The 15,586-nt window shown below is 46.5% G+C and carries 15 protein-coding genes; all 15 read right to left on the bottom strand.

Translation table 11 applies throughout. From position 1 onward, the window contains the following. Window positions 1–4: 4 nt before the first annotated feature. On the bottom strand, window positions 5–871 hold the full coding sequence (gene nadC / locus V6W81_RS00315) for a carboxylating nicotinate-nucleotide diphosphorylase (protein WP_338541221.1): 867 nt from the start codon (window positions 869–871) through the stop codon (window positions 5–7). Further along, window positions 868–2,484: an L-aspartate oxidase gene (nadB, locus tag V6W81_RS00310; protein ID WP_338541220.1), complete on the bottom strand. Its 1,617-nt coding sequence runs from the start codon at window positions 2,482–2,484 to the stop codon at window positions 868–870. Before nadB ends, nadC begins: the two co-directional genes overlap by 4 nt. A gap of 35 nt (window positions 2,485–2,519) precedes the next feature. Beyond that, on the bottom strand, window positions 2,520–3,458 hold the full coding sequence (nadA, locus tag V6W81_RS00305) for a quinolinate synthase NadA (RefSeq protein WP_056697442.1): 939 nt from the start codon (window positions 3,456–3,458) through the stop codon (window positions 2,520–2,522). A 332-nt stretch (window positions 3,459–3,790) separates the two neighbouring features. Continuing rightward, entirely contained in the window at window positions 3,791–5,836 is a 2,046-nt protein-coding gene (gene ftsH, locus V6W81_RS00300; RefSeq protein WP_145053196.1) for an ATP-dependent zinc metalloprotease FtsH, read from the bottom strand. Between the two features lie 100 nt (window positions 5,837–5,936). Further along, window positions 5,937–6,476: a hypoxanthine phosphoribosyltransferase gene (hpt, locus tag V6W81_RS00295; protein WP_338541219.1), complete on the bottom strand. Its 540-nt coding sequence runs from the start codon at window positions 6,474–6,476 to the stop codon at window positions 5,937–5,939. Between the two features lie 53 nt (window positions 6,477–6,529). Then, window positions 6,530–7,969: a tRNA lysidine(34) synthetase TilS gene (gene tilS / locus V6W81_RS00290; RefSeq protein WP_338541218.1), complete on the bottom strand. Its 1,440-nt coding sequence runs from the start codon at window positions 7,967–7,969 to the stop codon at window positions 6,530–6,532. A 43-nt stretch (window positions 7,970–8,012) separates the two neighbouring features. Then, on the bottom strand, window positions 8,013–8,960 hold the full coding sequence (locus V6W81_RS00285) for a serine/threonine protein kinase (RefSeq protein WP_145053192.1): 948 nt from the start codon (window positions 8,958–8,960) through the stop codon (window positions 8,013–8,015). Then, window positions 8,944–9,696 carry a vWA domain-containing protein gene (locus tag V6W81_RS00280; RefSeq protein WP_145053191.1) on the bottom strand — a complete coding sequence of 251 codons (753 nt, stop codon included), beginning with the start codon at window positions 9,694–9,696 and terminating at the stop codon, window positions 8,944–8,946. The genes V6W81_RS00285 and V6W81_RS00280 overlap by 17 nt, the downstream gene beginning before the upstream one ends. A gap of 82 nt (window positions 9,697–9,778) precedes the next feature. Continuing rightward, window positions 9,779–12,286, bottom strand: a complete 2,508-nt coding sequence (gene spoIIE, locus V6W81_RS00275) for a stage II sporulation protein E (RefSeq protein WP_338541217.1) — start codon at window positions 12,284–12,286, stop codon at window positions 9,779–9,781. 545 nt (window positions 12,287–12,831) lie between these two features. Next, window positions 12,832–13,356, bottom strand: coding sequence for a S1 domain-containing RNA-binding protein (locus tag V6W81_RS00270; protein ID WP_056697430.1), 525 nt, complete (start codon window positions 13,354–13,356; stop codon window positions 12,832–12,834). Window positions 13,357–13,554: 198 nt separating this feature from the next. Next, a complete protein-coding gene (locus V6W81_RS00265; RefSeq protein ID WP_056697428.1) occupies window positions 13,555–13,890 on the bottom strand; it encodes an FtsB family cell division protein in 336 nt (111 codons plus the stop codon). Between the two features lie 12 nt (window positions 13,891–13,902). Then, window positions 13,903–14,472 carry a spore cortex biosynthesis protein YabQ gene (yabQ, locus tag V6W81_RS00260; RefSeq protein ID WP_145053189.1) on the bottom strand — a complete coding sequence of 190 codons (570 nt, stop codon included), beginning with the start codon at window positions 14,470–14,472 and terminating at the stop codon, window positions 13,903–13,905. After that, the gene (yabP, locus tag V6W81_RS00255) at window positions 14,469–14,753 is read right to left on the bottom strand and encodes a sporulation protein YabP (RefSeq protein WP_056697424.1); all 285 of its coding nucleotides are present in this window, start codon (window positions 14,751–14,753) and stop codon (window positions 14,469–14,471) included. The genes yabQ and yabP overlap by 4 nt, the downstream gene beginning before the upstream one ends. Window positions 14,754–14,928: 175 nt before the next feature. After that, window positions 14,929–15,207 carry an RNA-binding S4 domain-containing protein gene (locus V6W81_RS00250; protein WP_056697423.1) on the bottom strand — a complete coding sequence of 93 codons (279 nt, stop codon included), beginning with the start codon at window positions 15,205–15,207 and terminating at the stop codon, window positions 14,929–14,931. Then, window positions 15,207–15,479 (bottom strand): HU family DNA-binding protein, encoded by a 273-nt coding sequence (locus tag V6W81_RS00245; protein ID WP_056697421.1) that lies wholly within the window; start codon window positions 15,477–15,479, stop codon window positions 15,207–15,209. Before V6W81_RS00245 ends, V6W81_RS00250 begins: the two co-directional genes overlap by 1 nt. Window positions 15,480–15,586: the final 107 nt, after the last annotated feature.

Below are 15,586 nucleotides of genomic sequence, written 5' to 3'. Positions count from 1 at the left end.
AGGTTCACCCCTCTTTCTTTTCGTTTAAATCAAGGCTAATATCCAGGCTCTCAAAAGAGTAGGTTAACCTGCCAACTGAGATTACATCCACACCGCTCTCTGCAATACCACGAATGGTTTTCAAAGAGACGTTACCTGAAGCCTCAACTTTCACATGCGGAGACTGCTCACGGATTATCGCAACTGCCTCACGCATACGATCTGGGTGCATGTTATCCAGCATAATGATATCCGCTCCAGCTTGCAATGCCTCTCGTACCTGATCCAGGTTTTCCGTCTCCACTTCAATGGTCATGGTATGCGGAATAGCTGCCCTAGCACGCTCAACAGCGGCTGTAATGCCACCTGCGCCCTTGATATGATTATCTTTAATCATAACCGCATCATATAAACCAAAGCGATGATTCGATCCACCACCCACACGCACCGCATACTTCTCAAGTAATCGATGACCCGGTGTAGTCTTACGTGTATCTACCAACTTCGTGGCTAGGCCTTCGATTGCTTCCACATAAGAACGTGTACGAGTAGCAATACCCGACATCCGTTGCAGCAGGTTCAGAGCCAGCCGTTCACCTGTTAACAAGCGGTGTGTACTTCCTTCCACCTCAGCCAGTATAGTACCTGTTGTAACCAAGTCACCATCTTGAACCATCGGTTTAAACACTATTGTAGGATCTACGACTTGAAACACCAGTTCAGCTACAGTGATCCCTGCAATGATACCATTGTCTTTGGCATGAATAACCGCCTTGGATTGATGGCTTGCCGGAATCGTTACACTGGAGGTCACATCACCGGCACCAACATCCTCACGAAGCCAGCTTTTAATTCGTTCGATGAGTTCTTCATTATATCCGTTCAATATCATGACATCAATTCCTCCACAATCGCTTGTTCTCGTTGCTGCAGACTATGCTTCTGCCAGACTACATCATCACGCTGCGGGAAATCTTCCCGATAGTGTGCCCCTCGGCTTTCCTGCCGATGTAACGCACCTGTAGTCACTAGCCATGCACATGTCAGAAGGTTGGCATACTCCATCTCTTCCCTTTGTGTAAGCATCTGGTCAAAATAGTGCAACTCATGCTGAAGCTGTTCCATAGCTCCTTGCAGATTAACCCCGTTACGGCGCAGACCAACATAACGAACCATCATTTTTTGTAGTCGTAGACGTCGTTCAGATACAGGTCTTTGCTCTGCCACAACTTTTCTTCCGATACCTCCAGCAAAATGCTCATAACGAATTGGAGCTAGAGGCGGAAGGGAAAGAACTCGCTCCACTATCCTTCGCCCAAACACGATCGCTTCTGACAAGGAATTGCTCGCCAGACGATTCGCTCCGTGTACCCCTGTAGATGAAACCTCCCCACATGCGAACAACCTGCCAATACTGCTCTCGCCGCTAAGATCTGTCTTCACACCACCCATCATGTAGTGGGCTGCAGGTGCAACTGGAATCCAGTCTGTAGTCATATCAAGCCCGTACCGCATGCAGGTTTCATAAATTGTGGGGAAGCGATGCTTGATCAGTTCGGTTGATTCATGCGTGATGTCTAAGTAGATAAAGGTGCTGTTAGTGGCTTCCATTTCACTGACAATCGCTCTTGCTACAATATCACGAGGAGCCAGCTCAAGCTGTTCATGATAGCGTTCCATGAAGCGTTCGCCCTTCACATTGCGCAACACAGCACCTTCACCCCGTACCGCCTCCGATATGAGGAAACGCGGCGCTCCCGGGTAACATAAGGAAGTAGGATGGAATTGAATGAACTCCATGTCCCGAATGACAGCTCCGGCACGATATGCCATAGCTACCCCGTCAGCCGTTGCAACCTCTGGATTCGTAGTGTATCGATACAACTGTCCAGCACCGCCAGAACATAAAACGGTCGCCTGAGCTTTGACATACACCTGCGAACCATCTGCCTTTTGGACAAGGGCTCCTATACATTCACCATGATCAGTGATCAAATCAATAACAAAATGTTCATCCCATACTTCAATGCCAGGGTGCTCATTGGCCACTACAGTCAGTGCTCGCACAATTTCATACCCTGTTGCGTCTCCATTTGCATGCAAAATACGGCGGTGGCTATGCGCTCCTTCCTGCGTCAACGCCAGCACGCCGTTCTCCTCATCGAATGCTGTTCCCAGTCTGATTAATTCCTTAACACCATCTGGGCCTTCATTTACCAACGCCTCAACCGCTACGGAGCGGCATAAGCCTGCTCCAGCGATTAACGTATCCTGCAAATGGTATGCGGGGGAATCATCCTCTGCAATGACAGCGGCAATTCCTCCTTGGGCATACCGTGTGTTACTTTCCAATAACGATTTCTTCGTGATCATCAACACACGGCGCTCTTCACCGGCTTTGATGGCAGTAAACAATCCCGCAATGCCTGAACCAATCACTAGCACATCCGTCTCGACTACAGGCAGCGAGGAGAGATCAAAATCGACTAAGTATGAAGGTATCATATTATTCACCCGTCTTGGAGCAAGAGTAACGCACGTTACTTCACCAATAACATACGCTCTAGTGATTCTCTGGCTTTGTCAGCAACAGCTGGTGGTACGTAAATTTGCGGCTTCATCGTTTCCAGACACTTCACCAGCTTCTTCAGGTTATTCACCTTCATGTTAGGGCAAACGAGAAATTTGGTGGCAAAATGAAACTGTTTGTCTGGGCTATCCAGACGGAGCTGATACCCTGTTCCATCTTCGGTACCTACGATGAACTCTTTCGTTGTGGACTTCTTGCAGTATTCAAGAATAGCTGTAGTGCTGCCTACAAAATCACCCATCTCCACTACTTCTGGGCGACATTCAGGATGGACAACAAATTCAGCATTCGGATATTTAGCTCTCATCTCCACAACATCTTTAACCGTTAGCATATCGTGGGTATTACAGTACCCTTCCCAGATAATCATCTTCTTGTCCGTATGTTGCTGCACATAATGACCTAGATTTTTATCAGGTACCCAGATGATTTCATCAGAATCAACAGATTGGATCACTTTAACAGCATTTGCTGAGGTGCAACAGATATCCGTTTCTGCTTTGATCTCCGCCGAGGAATTGATATACGTAACCACTTTGGCATTTGGATGTTGTGCTTTTAACTTACGGAGCCCTTCAACGTTGACCATATCGGCCATCGGGCAACCTGCACGTTCATCCGGAATAATAACCGTTTTGTTTGGTGCCAGAATTTTAGCGCTTTCACCCATAAAATGAACCCCGCAGAATACGATTACATCTGCATCGGTCTCTGCAGCTTTTTGAGCTAGCAGAAATGAATCTCCGCGAAAATCGGCAACTTCCTGTACTTCATCACGTTGGTAATAATGAGCAAGAATAATAGCATTACGTTCCTTTTTCAACTCCATCAGCCGCTCACGCAGCTCACGGTTCATCTCAGCCTTGCGCTCTAAAGCCAGAGCTTCCACCTGTGATCCTCTCCTTATCGGGACAGCGATATTCACTGTTTCGTATGACTGCCTACGTCATCATTTTTCGCTTGAGAAACGAATCACAAGCGGTTTAACACCTAATGTACACAACGTTCACGACTCTGTCAATAAATGAAATGTCTCCAGAACTGCCTGATAACTACCCATTTTCTGCATGGTTCTTCCTCAATCTCGTCATTACCGTTATATATAATTTAAAATAATCGGTATGCGTATCATTATCCCTTGAATTGATTCTAAGACATAAAAAAGGAGAGCCCTTGGGCTCTCCTCTGTGTATCTGTCATTAGACAGATCATTAATTTAGATTATGATGTTGGTTTCGTTCCACCATCATCTGGATCGTTACCGTTAGGTTTATCCAGATTCGGAGTTTCGTTAGGAATATCACCCGATGGTGTTCCAGGTGTTTCATCCTTGCCTTGAATACGGACACGCACATCGCCGATGTTATCAACGATTGGCTCTCCACTTTCACTTGGCGTACCTTCATCATCATTGTTGCTCTCAGCTACCGGAGTCAGAGAACCTGTCTCGATCAATTGCTTGATCTGATCCATTTCCAAAGTCTCCACTTCAAGCAATGTTTCTGCGATCAGATGCATCTCTCTCGTATGTTTTACGAGCAAGTCCTTACATTTCTCGTAACATTCGTTAATAAAGCGTTGCATTTCCTGATCAATCTCATATGCAATGGAATCCGAGTAATTCTGTTCATGTCCAATATCACGACCAAGGAACACTTGTCCTTGTGAACTTCCGAATTGCATTGGACCCAATTTTTCACTCATACCATATTCCATAACCATGCTACGAACAATACCTGTCGCTTGTTGGAAGTCGCTGTATGCACCAGTACCAATTTCGCCGATGAACAATTCTTCCGCAACACGGCCTCCAAGGAGTCCTGTTACTTTGTCGAGCAGCTCTTGCTTGGTGACAAGCATACGATCTTCTTTTGGCAACATGATTACATATCCGCCCGCACGTCCGCGCGGAATGATAGTAACTTTATGTACCATATCGGCATGTTCCAAGAAATAACCAACGATGGTGTGACCTGCTTCGTGATAAGCAACAATTCGTTTCTCACGGTCACTGATAACACGGCTCTTCTTCTCCGTACCAACAATGACACGGTCAATCGCCTCGTCAACTTCTTTCATGGAGATATCTCTACGATTACGACGTGCTGCAAGCAATGCCGCTTCGTTCAAGAGATTCTCTAGATCAGCACCAGAGAAGCCCGTTGTACGCTTCGCGATAACATCCATCTTCACATCTTTGGTCAGAGGTTTGTTACGAGAGTGTACTTTCAAGACAGCTTCACGGCCTTTAACATCTGGGCGGTCAACCGTAATTTGACGGTCAAAACGTCCTGGACGCAGCAAGGCAGGGTCAAGAATATCTGCACGGTTCGTTGCAGCTACGATGATGATACCTTCGTTAGCGCCGAATCCGTCCATTTCAACGAGCAACTGGTTGAGCGTCTGTTCACGTTCATCGTGTCCACCGCCAAGGCCAGCGCCACGCTGACGACCTACAGCATCAATCTCATCAATAAAGATGATACATGGGGCATTTTTCTTCGCATTTTCAAACAAATCACGTACACGTGATGCACCGACACCGACGAACATTTCTACGAAGTCGGAACCGGAAATACTGAAGAACGGTACACCCGCTTCACCGGCTACGGCACGTGCGAGCAATGTTTTACCAGTACCTGGAGGACCTACGAGCAATACGCCTTTAGGAATACGTGCACCTACTGCTGCAAATTTACGAGGATCTTTGAGGAAGTCAACGACTTCAACAAGTTCCTGCTTCTCTTCATCAGCACCAGCAACGTCTTCAAACGTAACCCGTTTTTTCTCTTCGTTATAGAGACGAGCCCGACTTTTACCAAAGTTCATTACTTTACCGCCGCCGCCTTGCGCCTGATTAAACAGGAAGAAGAACAACAGGAACATAATGATCAAAGGAATAAAAGAGGTCAACAGTGTCAGCCAGATGCTGTCACGTCTCATTGGCTCCTGATTAAACTGAAAATTATTAGTTTCACTTGCCGCTACAAGCTCACTAATCGCTTCATCCGTAGGAGGAATATACGTTGAGAAGTTTTCTGATTTGGCTTCTGCAGGCTTCTCTTTGTATTGACCGGTTACCAGAAACGACTGACCGTCGAATTGAACCGTCAATTCAGCAACATTGTTGGCCTTAACTGCTGCACGCAACTGATCATATCTAGGATTATCGGTGGCTTCGCCGCCATTGCTGACGAATTGGACTATGCCCACCACGACTAAAAAAAGAATTAAATAAAAAGCAGAATTCCGGATGAACCGATTCATCCCCTACCTCCTCTCGAGACACTTTAATTATTTTAACATAGCCCGACACGGCTTCTCAACAGAAGCCAGAAAACTCTCAAGGCTTGGGTCCAGGATGATATTAGCTGGTGTAGACTTCCGGCTTCAAAATCCCGATATAAGGAAGATTCCGGTACTGCTCAGCGTAATCCAAACCGTATCCAACGATGAATGCGTCAGGAATGTCAAAGCCTGTGTAATGAGCTTCTAGCTCGACCTTGCGGCCTGATGGCTTATCAAACAGCGTGACTACACGCACAGACTTGGAGCCACGGTTTTCAAGAAGATCAATCAGGTAACTGAGTGTGAGTCCACTATCAATAATGTCTTCGACAATCAGAACCTCGCGATCTTCAACCGAAACATCCAGATCCTTAATGATTTTGACAACCCCTGACGATTTGGTGGAAGCGCCATAACTGGATACTGCCATAAAATCCATTTCAACAGGTACCGTTATGTTCTTAACCAAATCAGCCATAAATATAAACGCACCTTTGAGCACACAAATGACCAAAGGGTTGCGACCTTCATACTCGGCACTTAATGTTGCGCCTAGTTCCTTAACCTTACTCTGAATCTCTTCTTCGCTAATCAATACTTCTTGAATATCGTTCTGCAACTGTGCGAACCTCCTAAAGTTATACTATGAAAGCCTTACCTGAACCATAACCACTACCCCTGAATCGCTGAATCGCCTACAGTCATGTATAAAATTGCGGAAGTATCCTCTTGAACCGGTGCTACGTTCGAGCGACGAACACCAGGCAACCAAATAATGTTGCCCGCTCCGTCACATACCACTGGTATTCGTGGACGGACAGAAGGTGGGATTTTTTCATCGATGAAAATATTTTTCACCTTTTTGCTTCCGTTTAATCCCATGACTTTCATGGTATCTCCAGGTAATCGTGAACGCACAATCAGCGGCATAACCAGTTGATCCGCATCAAATGCGGCTTGGTTCGCTGATTCCGGTGCAAGATAGTCCTCGGGGATTACGGTCGTCAAGCGAAGAAATCGGTTGATTTCGGAGAGAGGAAACTCATGCGTTTCACTCCAATTCGTTAGACGATACTCGTAGGTTTGATCCTGTACGTCATTCCGTATGCCAAAGGAGATCAAATTATACTCCCGGGTACAGACAAGTGTCTGTCCGATATCCAGGCTCCAGGTCGTCACAGAGGGCTCTATCACCTTCCGACGAATGGTTTCGATACGGGTAAAGTCGACAAAATCACTGTCCAAAGGCAGATAATTCAATATTAGTTTAATCAACCTTCGTTGTAAAGCGACATGTAACTTCAAAAAGGAAGGCACCTCAAAGGTAAGCCTTCCGCCGTTCTCCTGCACTAGACACCTGTATGCGTCATATGCACCTTGTTCCATGAAATCGTCTTCATCGCCTACAATTTCAGCGAGTCGATTCAATGACGGCGTTAACTGTCCATTATACTGCCCCAAAAAAGGAAGGACATCCAAGCGAATAGCATTACGCCGATACTTACGCAGGGAGTTACTCTCATCCGTAAAGTACGGAAATCCCCTGGTATTACAAGCTTCTACAAGGTCTGTCTTGTTTATACGAAGACATGGACGAATAAGTTCCACATTTTTTTCGCGCCGTTTAAACTTCATTCCACTCAGTCCAGATAGGCCGCTGCCACGTAGCAAATGAAGCATGACCGTCTCCGCCTGATCGTCGGCATGATGAGCAAGTGCAATGCTTGCTGCATCGTATTTGCTTGCCACCTCATGTAAAAATGCATAACGTCTATCTCGTGCAGCCTCTTGAGATCCTTGACCTGTAATCTTCATATAAGAAGGAATATCTGCTCGTATCCACTCGAACGGCAATCCCAAACGGGCTGCCAGTGCCTCCACCATTTCCGCTTCTTGATCGGATTCACTTCGAAATCCATGATGTACGTGAGCACAGATCAATTCTAACGGCACATGGCTTGAGCTTATCTCGTGCATGATATGCAAAAAAGCCACCGAGTCCGGCCCGCCCGACACAGCGACGACAATCCGATCCCCAGGAACCCATAATTGATGCTCTTCCGCTGCATCCAGAACATGTTTCACCAGCTTGTCCCAGCGTAAAGCTTCCATACCTTTTCCTCATTCCTTACGTTATGTATATGCACTCTGGACATTAGAACCGAAGCGCATAGATCAGTACCCCAATAAGTAGTATAACGGATACAGCAAATGAATTTTTGAGCCATCTTGGTGTTGAATGCTGAGAACGACGTCTCGAAGGAATCGGCCGTGCCATGAGCTCCTTCCAACCCTTGGTCGCATGTTCGGCATCCCGGAATTGACCTCGCAGCGCCTGGATCATCCAATGACGAAACGGTTTGAGTCGTTCACTCCGCTCTACCAAGCTCACCAGTTGGTTCACACTCCGCAATTGTGGTAACCCTTCAGCAGCAAGTGCCTTGAGCGCATCAGCCTCCAATACATGAATCATTAGCATGGCAAAAGCAAATACATCATAGCTGCTGTCAGCAGTCCGACTTCCAGCATTCCAGAATCCACGGTCGTACCACTCTGTAAACTGTTTGACACTTCGACCAATCGATGTAACTCCACCATAATCAATAAGTTCTACATGACCATAATCGGATACGAGTACATTCTGAGGTTTAAGATCGCCAAATACCCACCCTGCCTGATGCAGCTGTGCCAATTTTTGCAGAAGTCTGAGTCCAACCAAAAGTGTCCATTCCGTACCCTGACGTCGAATGAAGTGATGTAAAGCCTCACCTCGAACGTAACGCATCACGTAAAAAGGAATATCACGGCCACGAACGGCATAATCATCCACATCTTTGAGATAGGAGGGAATGCCGCTCTGACGAAGAGCCTCATGATTGCGCTGTAACTGAAAAGATTTGAGCACATTGATCTCTGATTGCAAATCTACGGGATCAAACCCCATTTTAAGTGCATAGTGTTTGCCATTTTCACCCCGCTGGACAAGAAAAACGATGCCGTTAGCTCCTTTGCCCAGCAACTTTCGAACCGTATAACGGCTGCGATTCCATTTCCCAGTAATCACTGTTCCTGGCGGGAAAGAGGCGTCAGACAACGTTGTCACCGAGCATCCCTTCTCTTTCAATGCGATATTTCCCTTCTATTTCCTGCTGTTCCTCCAGTGTACCATATCGGTAAAAATCAATCACCTTCTGAATCGCAGGACCTGTGGGCGTCGCTCCCCTCATCTGCAGACGTCCAAACAGTGATCGGACACTACTCGGATCGGTTGTCCAGTTAATATCCATGACAGCATCCTCACCACTGTGACGTCCAGGAAAATGAAATACCGAAAGCCGGCTTGATCCAGCACGAGCTTGTAAACTTAACATCAAATCTCGTATTCCCTCTTCTACGGCTGCAAGCTTAGGCTTCATGCTCGCACTTACATCGATTAACAGAATGACCTGCAACGGGGCGGTTTCCGCCATATTATCCATCACTTCCACGACCTGAGCACGACGCTCTGGGTCAAGGTCAGTCACCGTTTTGGGACTTTGATCTCCCAAAATTTGTGTTAGCTCTCTATTAACCGCCTGCTGAATCGTCTGAACCACTGTTTTTCTAGTCATCATCTGCATTGTATGAGCAAGCTGTCTTGTCCCCACAATCTGACTGATTCCGCCCCCAGCCTTCGCAATCTCTTCTATTTCCCGGCTTCCTAGTTCACCTATCGTTCCATAATCTATAACGCCAACAACATTGACTGTAATCCCTTCCTCGTTCGCTTCAGAAGCAGCGAGTACTGGGCTTGTCCCTACATTTGAACAACCGTCGGTTATCAACAAAATTTGCTTCATTCGATATCCCTCCGCTTCATAACTCTCCAACTCTATGAATAGCATTGCCAGATTGGAGAGAGTTCAAACAGAGTAGAGAGAATTAACTCACCGTTCGTGGTCGTTCCATTCGATTAATGCCAGGCACGCGAAGCGTAGCCCACTCCGGGCGATAATGCTCTACTTTGCCTACAACCACAGTCATATCGTCATAGATCTCATGTTGCTGATATCGAATAACACTTTCAAGCAAGCAGTCTGCCACATCTTGTGGATCGTCACTGTCAATCTCTTGAATAAGTCGCTTCATCCATAATTCTTTGTTGACGGCATAGCCGGGTGCATCATAGATGCCATCGGTCATCATGATCAGAATATCCCCAGGCTGCAGCTGTACCGTGACCAGATCAACCTCAATATCCTTTATAATACCAATAGGCAAATTACTAGCTGATACCTGAATAACCTCCTGCCCTCGTTTAATAAAGCTTGGCGTCGAACCTATTTTCATAAATGTGGTCTCTGCCGTATATTCATCAATCAAAGCCATGTCTACTGTGGCATACATCTCTTCAGGCGACCGAAGCATGAGTACAGAATTTACAGACTTAATGGCCAGTTTCTCATCCATTCCCGATTGAAGTAATTGTTCCAGGATATTCAGCGCTGCACTGCTCTCCATACGTGCACGTTCCCCATTACCCATACCATCGCTAAGCGCCACCGCAAAAGTACCATTGCCCAGTTCAACCGTACTGAAGCTATCCCCTGATAACAGATCTCCCCCTTTGGCAGCCGCAGCTACTCCTGTGCTGATCTCAAATGTTTTGGCTGACCCGAAGGTTACCGTTGCTAAGCCTTGCCGAGCATCCATCATCGTTTCATGCAGCACCGCAATGTGCTCGTCTAATACATCCGATATTAATGGCGCAATCATCTTGCGGCATTCATCGAACCCACGTGTATACGCATGTACAATTTCAATTTCAACATTCCCTGCTTCCAGATTTATAATTTCAATAGAGTGGATAGACAGCCCCAGTGATTCAAGTGCATCTCGAATCTGCTCCTCCTGCTGAACCATCTCCTCACTTTCCCGTTGAATTTCCTTCGCTAAATCCTCCATGACTTGGGATACCCCAGATAGCTGCTCTGCCACGAGCTGCCGACTATCGACGATCTGACGCTTCCATTGCATATTATGCTGATACAGCCCATACTGGGCTCTCATTACCTCAAGAACCTCCTCAGGTTTAGCACAGACCCGGTTCCATTCAGCTGGAATCTGCTTGCCAGACATTTCAGGGTTAGCTTCAATGGAGCTCATGACATCGGTCATATATTTGTACGTCTGAATAAACTTTGCATCCCAGCACTGGGCCCGTTTGAAGCAATTAGCACATGATCCCTCAGCCACAGCATTCATAAAATGCTCCATCCCGCCTTCGTTCTGTGCCACTTCTCCCGTGCCCGACATCTGATCAAAGCTACGTGACAATTGCCGAAACACTTGAGAAAAACGAGTTACTCGCTCTGCGGTTACATCGCGTATTCGCTTCGCATATTCATGCTGCGACTTGGTGTGATCCTGCGTGCCCGGCACATATTTGGATATGGCCGTCATCATGCTTTTTGGCGTTAACATAAATAGCACGATAGCTGCACAGGTCTCCCATAACGAATTCATAACGTCGCCTGGTCCGCCTAAATATATCCCCAGGATCGATGAGCCAAGCAGCATGCCTAATGCTACCCCTGCTCGCTTCCCCTCTCGCAGCATTCCTGCCAGCATCCCTGCAAAAGCGAGAAGACTCATCTGATATATGGCTGTCATATCAGCCAGGCTCAGGATAAGCCCAGTAATGACTCCCACTGAAGCACCAAGGGGGGCCCCGCCCACTAGCGCAAAGATTAAAATCAGATAGCGAGATAGCATATGCTCGACAGATAAAGACTGAATCGTCCACCCAACGGCTCCTGTCATGACAGAAGCTAGCAGGATGATTAGGCAGAGGATCTCCTCGTTCTTTAGGTTGAACTTTTTTTTGCGGTACGTAAAAATCGGTATTGCCTGAATAAACACTAGCGTAAGCACGAAGCTGAGTACGGAATCCATCGTAAGCATCAGCATGGCGTACCAACTGAACGATGGTCCAATGACAACAGCGAACAACTTGACCATAAAAGTAGTCGTAAACACCATCGCTGGCGCATAAGATAATTCAGCACGGTCATAAGACTCTAAACCTCTATAAAAGAGATAGAAGATAGCGATCTCTGTGGCAACGATGAGTGGGACTGGAAATGGGGCAAAGAGACTTCCCGTTAACAATGCAGCACCGACGGGAATAATGTAATCTCTACGCATGAAAGCAATAACTGCGAAGTAGGCGATAGCAAACGGTGACAATTCATTTAGTATCATTGCCTTGCCAAGCAGGAAACCCATAAATGTGAGCAGGATTACCCATTTACGTGTAGCTACGACCTGGACAGCCTTGCGGGAACTAATCCACTGTTTGAGCCGCACCGACAGCTCCTCCCGAGCTTCTGCACTCCCTTTACCAGCTTTCATTCCCGGAAATTGAATGACATTCCACTTTTCCATCATCCCAAGGCACCCCATTCGCATAATTGTTATTTTCGTGTTTCGTTCTCGATGTTTCTGATTATAGATAGATTGAGAGACGTAGTTTGTCATAATAGGTGGGTAGGATTCAAAAAGTTTACGACAAAAGAAATACGACTGGCGCGGAGGAGACAATCCCCCGGCCTTACTGCCATTTCTTCTGTTTGGACATTCTAAAGCGAGAGCCAATATGTCTGATTATGAACCGTCATGCCCCCAGCATAAGCTCGTATTAACCGGGATACCTGTGGAATGCCATGGAAACGTGTCGGTAAAAAATGGTAGACGACAAATGTTCTTATATCTTCTTCAACTGAGCGCAGAAAATCGGTGAGACCGAGCATAAGTTTACAAAAAAGACGACTAATCCCGTCCATCGTACAAGGACGACAGTAAACTTCAAAATGCGTAAATATGTTGTTGCCTCATACACATACCTCTACAATTTCAAATAAAAGAGCATGCAAAAAAGCCGTTGTCCTAAGGGACAACGGCTTTTCTTATATTAGATATCAGGTTGAGACAGACTATACGCGCTTAGCTCCACGGCCTCCGCGTTTGCCTTCTGTGTTTTTCTTGAGCGAAGAAATCCGCTCTTCACTATCTTTCAGGAAGCGTGACATTTTATCCTCAAATGAAGGTTTGCCTGCTGCGGGCTTGAAAGAACGGCCTCCGCGGTCACGGTTAAATCCGCCGCCACCACCACGACCTTGGCCACCACTTGGGCCTCCGCCGCTGAATCGTTCGCGATCTCCTCCACTGCGTTCCGGTCTTGGAGCTCTCGGAGGTCTGGATTGTGTTTGTTGCTCAACCGGTTTGTCAACAGCTTGCTTAATGGAAAGTCCGATCTTGCCATCCTTGTCAACGTTGATAACCTTTACTGTAACTTGGTCATTCAGCTTCAGGTGGTCGTTGACATCTTTGACGTAATTGTCGGCGATTTCCGAGATGTGAACGAGACCCGTGACACCTCCTGACAGATCCACAAATGCTCCAAAATGCGTGATTCCTGTCACCTTGCCCTCTAACTTGGTGCCCACTTCAATTGCCATAGAATAAAATGATCCTCCCTTAAAAATATACAACCCGATTTTTTGAATGCCAAAATCAATGCTGTGCTGGTTTAATTATACCTTATGCCGCAAACCAAGGTCAACTGAGCTCTGCCCTATAAGGGAGCCTATTTTTTCCGGTATGACGGCTTCAGATATATGAGTTATAACCCTTGCTCCGTAATGAGCCTAATTCCATCAGTTACCTGACTCTTCCACCTTAATTGGTGTCTCTTCAGGTAAATAGTAACCTTTTTTGCGCGCCAGTTGTCCTATGTATTCAGGGTCTTTCAACCGACTGACCTCATACTTCAACTGATCTAGCCTTTTCAACGTATCTTCCTTAGAAGCTTGCTGTGTAGCTAGATGTGAGCTCTTGTCCGAAATCTGCGCACTCTGAACAAGGAAGGTATATCCTGCCCAAATGACAAAAACAATCACAAATGTCATCCAAAGCATTAGACGTCTTCGTGCACCCGCAGATTTAACTTGACCTGTTGGAACTGTGGATCTACCCACAGGCTTTTTACCCATTATCGGACCTCCTTAAAACAAGCGTCTCCATATCGCTGCAATACTTGCACCCGCACGGATCAAAAAGCGTGGCGTTACCCAATATTTCAGGAGCGGCCTAAACATCCAGCGGAACAACTTACCGAATGGTACCAAACATTGCAATACCAACTTGCCGAGGAATAGCAGGATCGCGAGCAAAAAACCTAGCAGCACACGAACTAACTTGTACACTCCTTTAGCTGGCATAACGATCAGGATGTTAAGGATATGTCCACACCAATGAATCAGCGTTCTTGCGAGTTTAATTAACATTACCACAAAACGCTGGGTTGTAACACTTAAAAGCCAAAAATAGAAGCAAACCCCCAAAATCAGCCCCAAAAAGACATAAAACCGCAGTTGTCCGTGGTTCCCGGCGTATAGCATCCGAAAAACGAACAGCGCGGAGGCAACCCAATAGAATAGATCGAGCGTGTGGATGCTCCATCTCGGAAACCGAAGTTGACCGGACAGTACCCGGTAACTGTCATAGGCCACTCCCATCACGGCTCCCGAAAGCAGCATCCACATCAATGTGATCCATTGTGTTTCTGGACTCATCGGAACATCTTGCCAAACAGGCCTTTGCTGTTCTTACTTTGAGAACCGGGATCTAGATATTGAAGTGAGCTTACCGTGCCCTCAATGGACAGTAGACCTTCCTCCAGGCTCAGGTTTTTGATATGTAAATTGTGCCCCCGGATGGTCAGATGCCCAAGTTCAGTCTGAAGCAAAAATTCTTCACTGTCGAAGCTCTCCACATTGGAGACGCCTGTCAGATCTAACAGTTTCCGATTTTGCATGCTCAAATGATGCTGTTTAGCCTTCCCGTGCTCAACCATGGCATGTACCCCTCCTTCATACACCTAGCTTATGGAGCAGAAGTACGGAATAGAACCAAAGGATTGTGCACTGAAGCATTACCTATGAAACAATACAAAAACGCCCTCCCCGAGATGGGAAAGACGTTTCTATTCAAAGGTTATTCATTTGTAAAAGGGTATGCTGGGCATGCTGTTACCAGTCCAGCCCGTTGTCCTTGGCAATCGGCTCTTCCTTAACCAAGGTATAGAGGCTGCTCGCCTCATCCTTTTTGGTGCTCTCTGCAAGACGTTCCACCTTCACTGTAACTAGCTTCTGACCAAACTGAACGGTAAGCTCATCGCCCACTTTAACAGCGGCGCTAGGTTTCGCTTCACGTCCGTTTACCAGAACACGTCCCTGTTCAGAGACATCTTTGGCTACAGTGCGGCGTTTAATCAGCCGGGAGACCTTCAGGAATTTATCAAGACGCATTATTTTACGGCTTCTTTAAGTTTGTTACCTGCTTTGAATGCAGGAACGATGGACTCAGGAATCACGATCTCATTCCCTGTTTGTGGGTTACGGCCAGTACGACCGGAACGTTTGCGGGTCTCAAAAGTGCCAAAGCCGATCAATTGTACTTTGTCTCCGCTAGCAAGTGCATCTGTAATTTCTCCCAAAAAGCCGTTCAATACGGATTCAACGTCCTTTTTAGTCAAACCGCTTTTGGTGGAAATGTTGTTAATCAGATCTGTTTTGTTCATTTTTAAAAGCCTCCCAAATTGAAAAAAAAGTATCTGCGATGCCTTGGCAACGTATCGTTGCTGTTGACCCCGCGTATGGTTACTACACATGTATTCTGGCTTGGTAC

The sequence above is a fragment of the Paenibacillus tundrae genome (assembly GCF_036884255.1).
Lineage (GTDB): Bacteria > Bacillota > Bacilli > Paenibacillales > Paenibacillaceae > Paenibacillus.
This window is presented reverse-complemented; position numbering and strand designations above follow the sequence as displayed.

Excerpts from the sequence above, each read along its gene's own strand:
- yabP (WP_056697424.1), bottom strand. The coding sequence starts at position 14,753 with ATGGTTGAGCACGGGAAGGCTAAACAGCATCATTTGAGCATGCAAAAT.
- V6W81_RS00250 (WP_056697423.1), bottom strand. The coding sequence starts at position 15,207 with ATGCGTCTTGATAAATTCCTGAAGGTCTCCCGGCTGATTAAACGCCGC.
- V6W81_RS00265 (WP_056697428.1), bottom strand. The coding sequence starts at position 13,890 with ATGGGTAAAAAGCCTGTGGGTAGATCCACAGTTCCAACAGGTCAAGTT.
- spoIIE (WP_338541217.1), bottom strand. The coding sequence starts at position 12,286 with ATGATGGAAAAGTGGAATGTCATTCAATTTCCGGGAATGAAAGCTGGT.
- yabQ (WP_145053189.1), bottom strand. The coding sequence starts at position 14,472 with ATGAGTCCAGAAACACAATGGATCACATTGATGTGGATGCTGCTTTCG.
- tilS (WP_338541218.1), bottom strand. The coding sequence starts at position 7,969 with ATGGAAGCTTTACGCTGGGACAAGCTGGTGAAACATGTTCTGGATGCA.
- ftsH (WP_145053196.1), bottom strand. The coding sequence starts at position 5,836 with ATGAATCGGTTCATCCGGAATTCTGCTTTTTATTTAATTCTTTTTTTA.
- V6W81_RS00270 (WP_056697430.1), bottom strand. The coding sequence starts at position 13,356 with ATGGCAATTGAAGTGGGCACCAAGTTAGAGGGCAAGGTGACAGGAATC.
- nadB (WP_338541220.1), bottom strand. The coding sequence starts at position 2,484 with ATGATACCTTCATACTTAGTCGATTTTGATCTCTCCTCGCTGCCTGTA.
- V6W81_RS00245 (WP_056697421.1), bottom strand. The coding sequence starts at position 15,479 with ATGAACAAAACAGATCTGATTAACAACATTTCCACCAAAAGCGGTTTG.
- nadC (WP_338541221.1), bottom strand. The coding sequence starts at position 871 with ATGATATTGAACGGATATAATGAAGAACTCATCGAACGAATTAAAAGC.
- V6W81_RS00280 (WP_145053191.1), bottom strand. The coding sequence starts at position 9,696 with ATGAAGCAAATTTTGTTGATAACCGACGGTTGTTCAAATGTAGGGACA.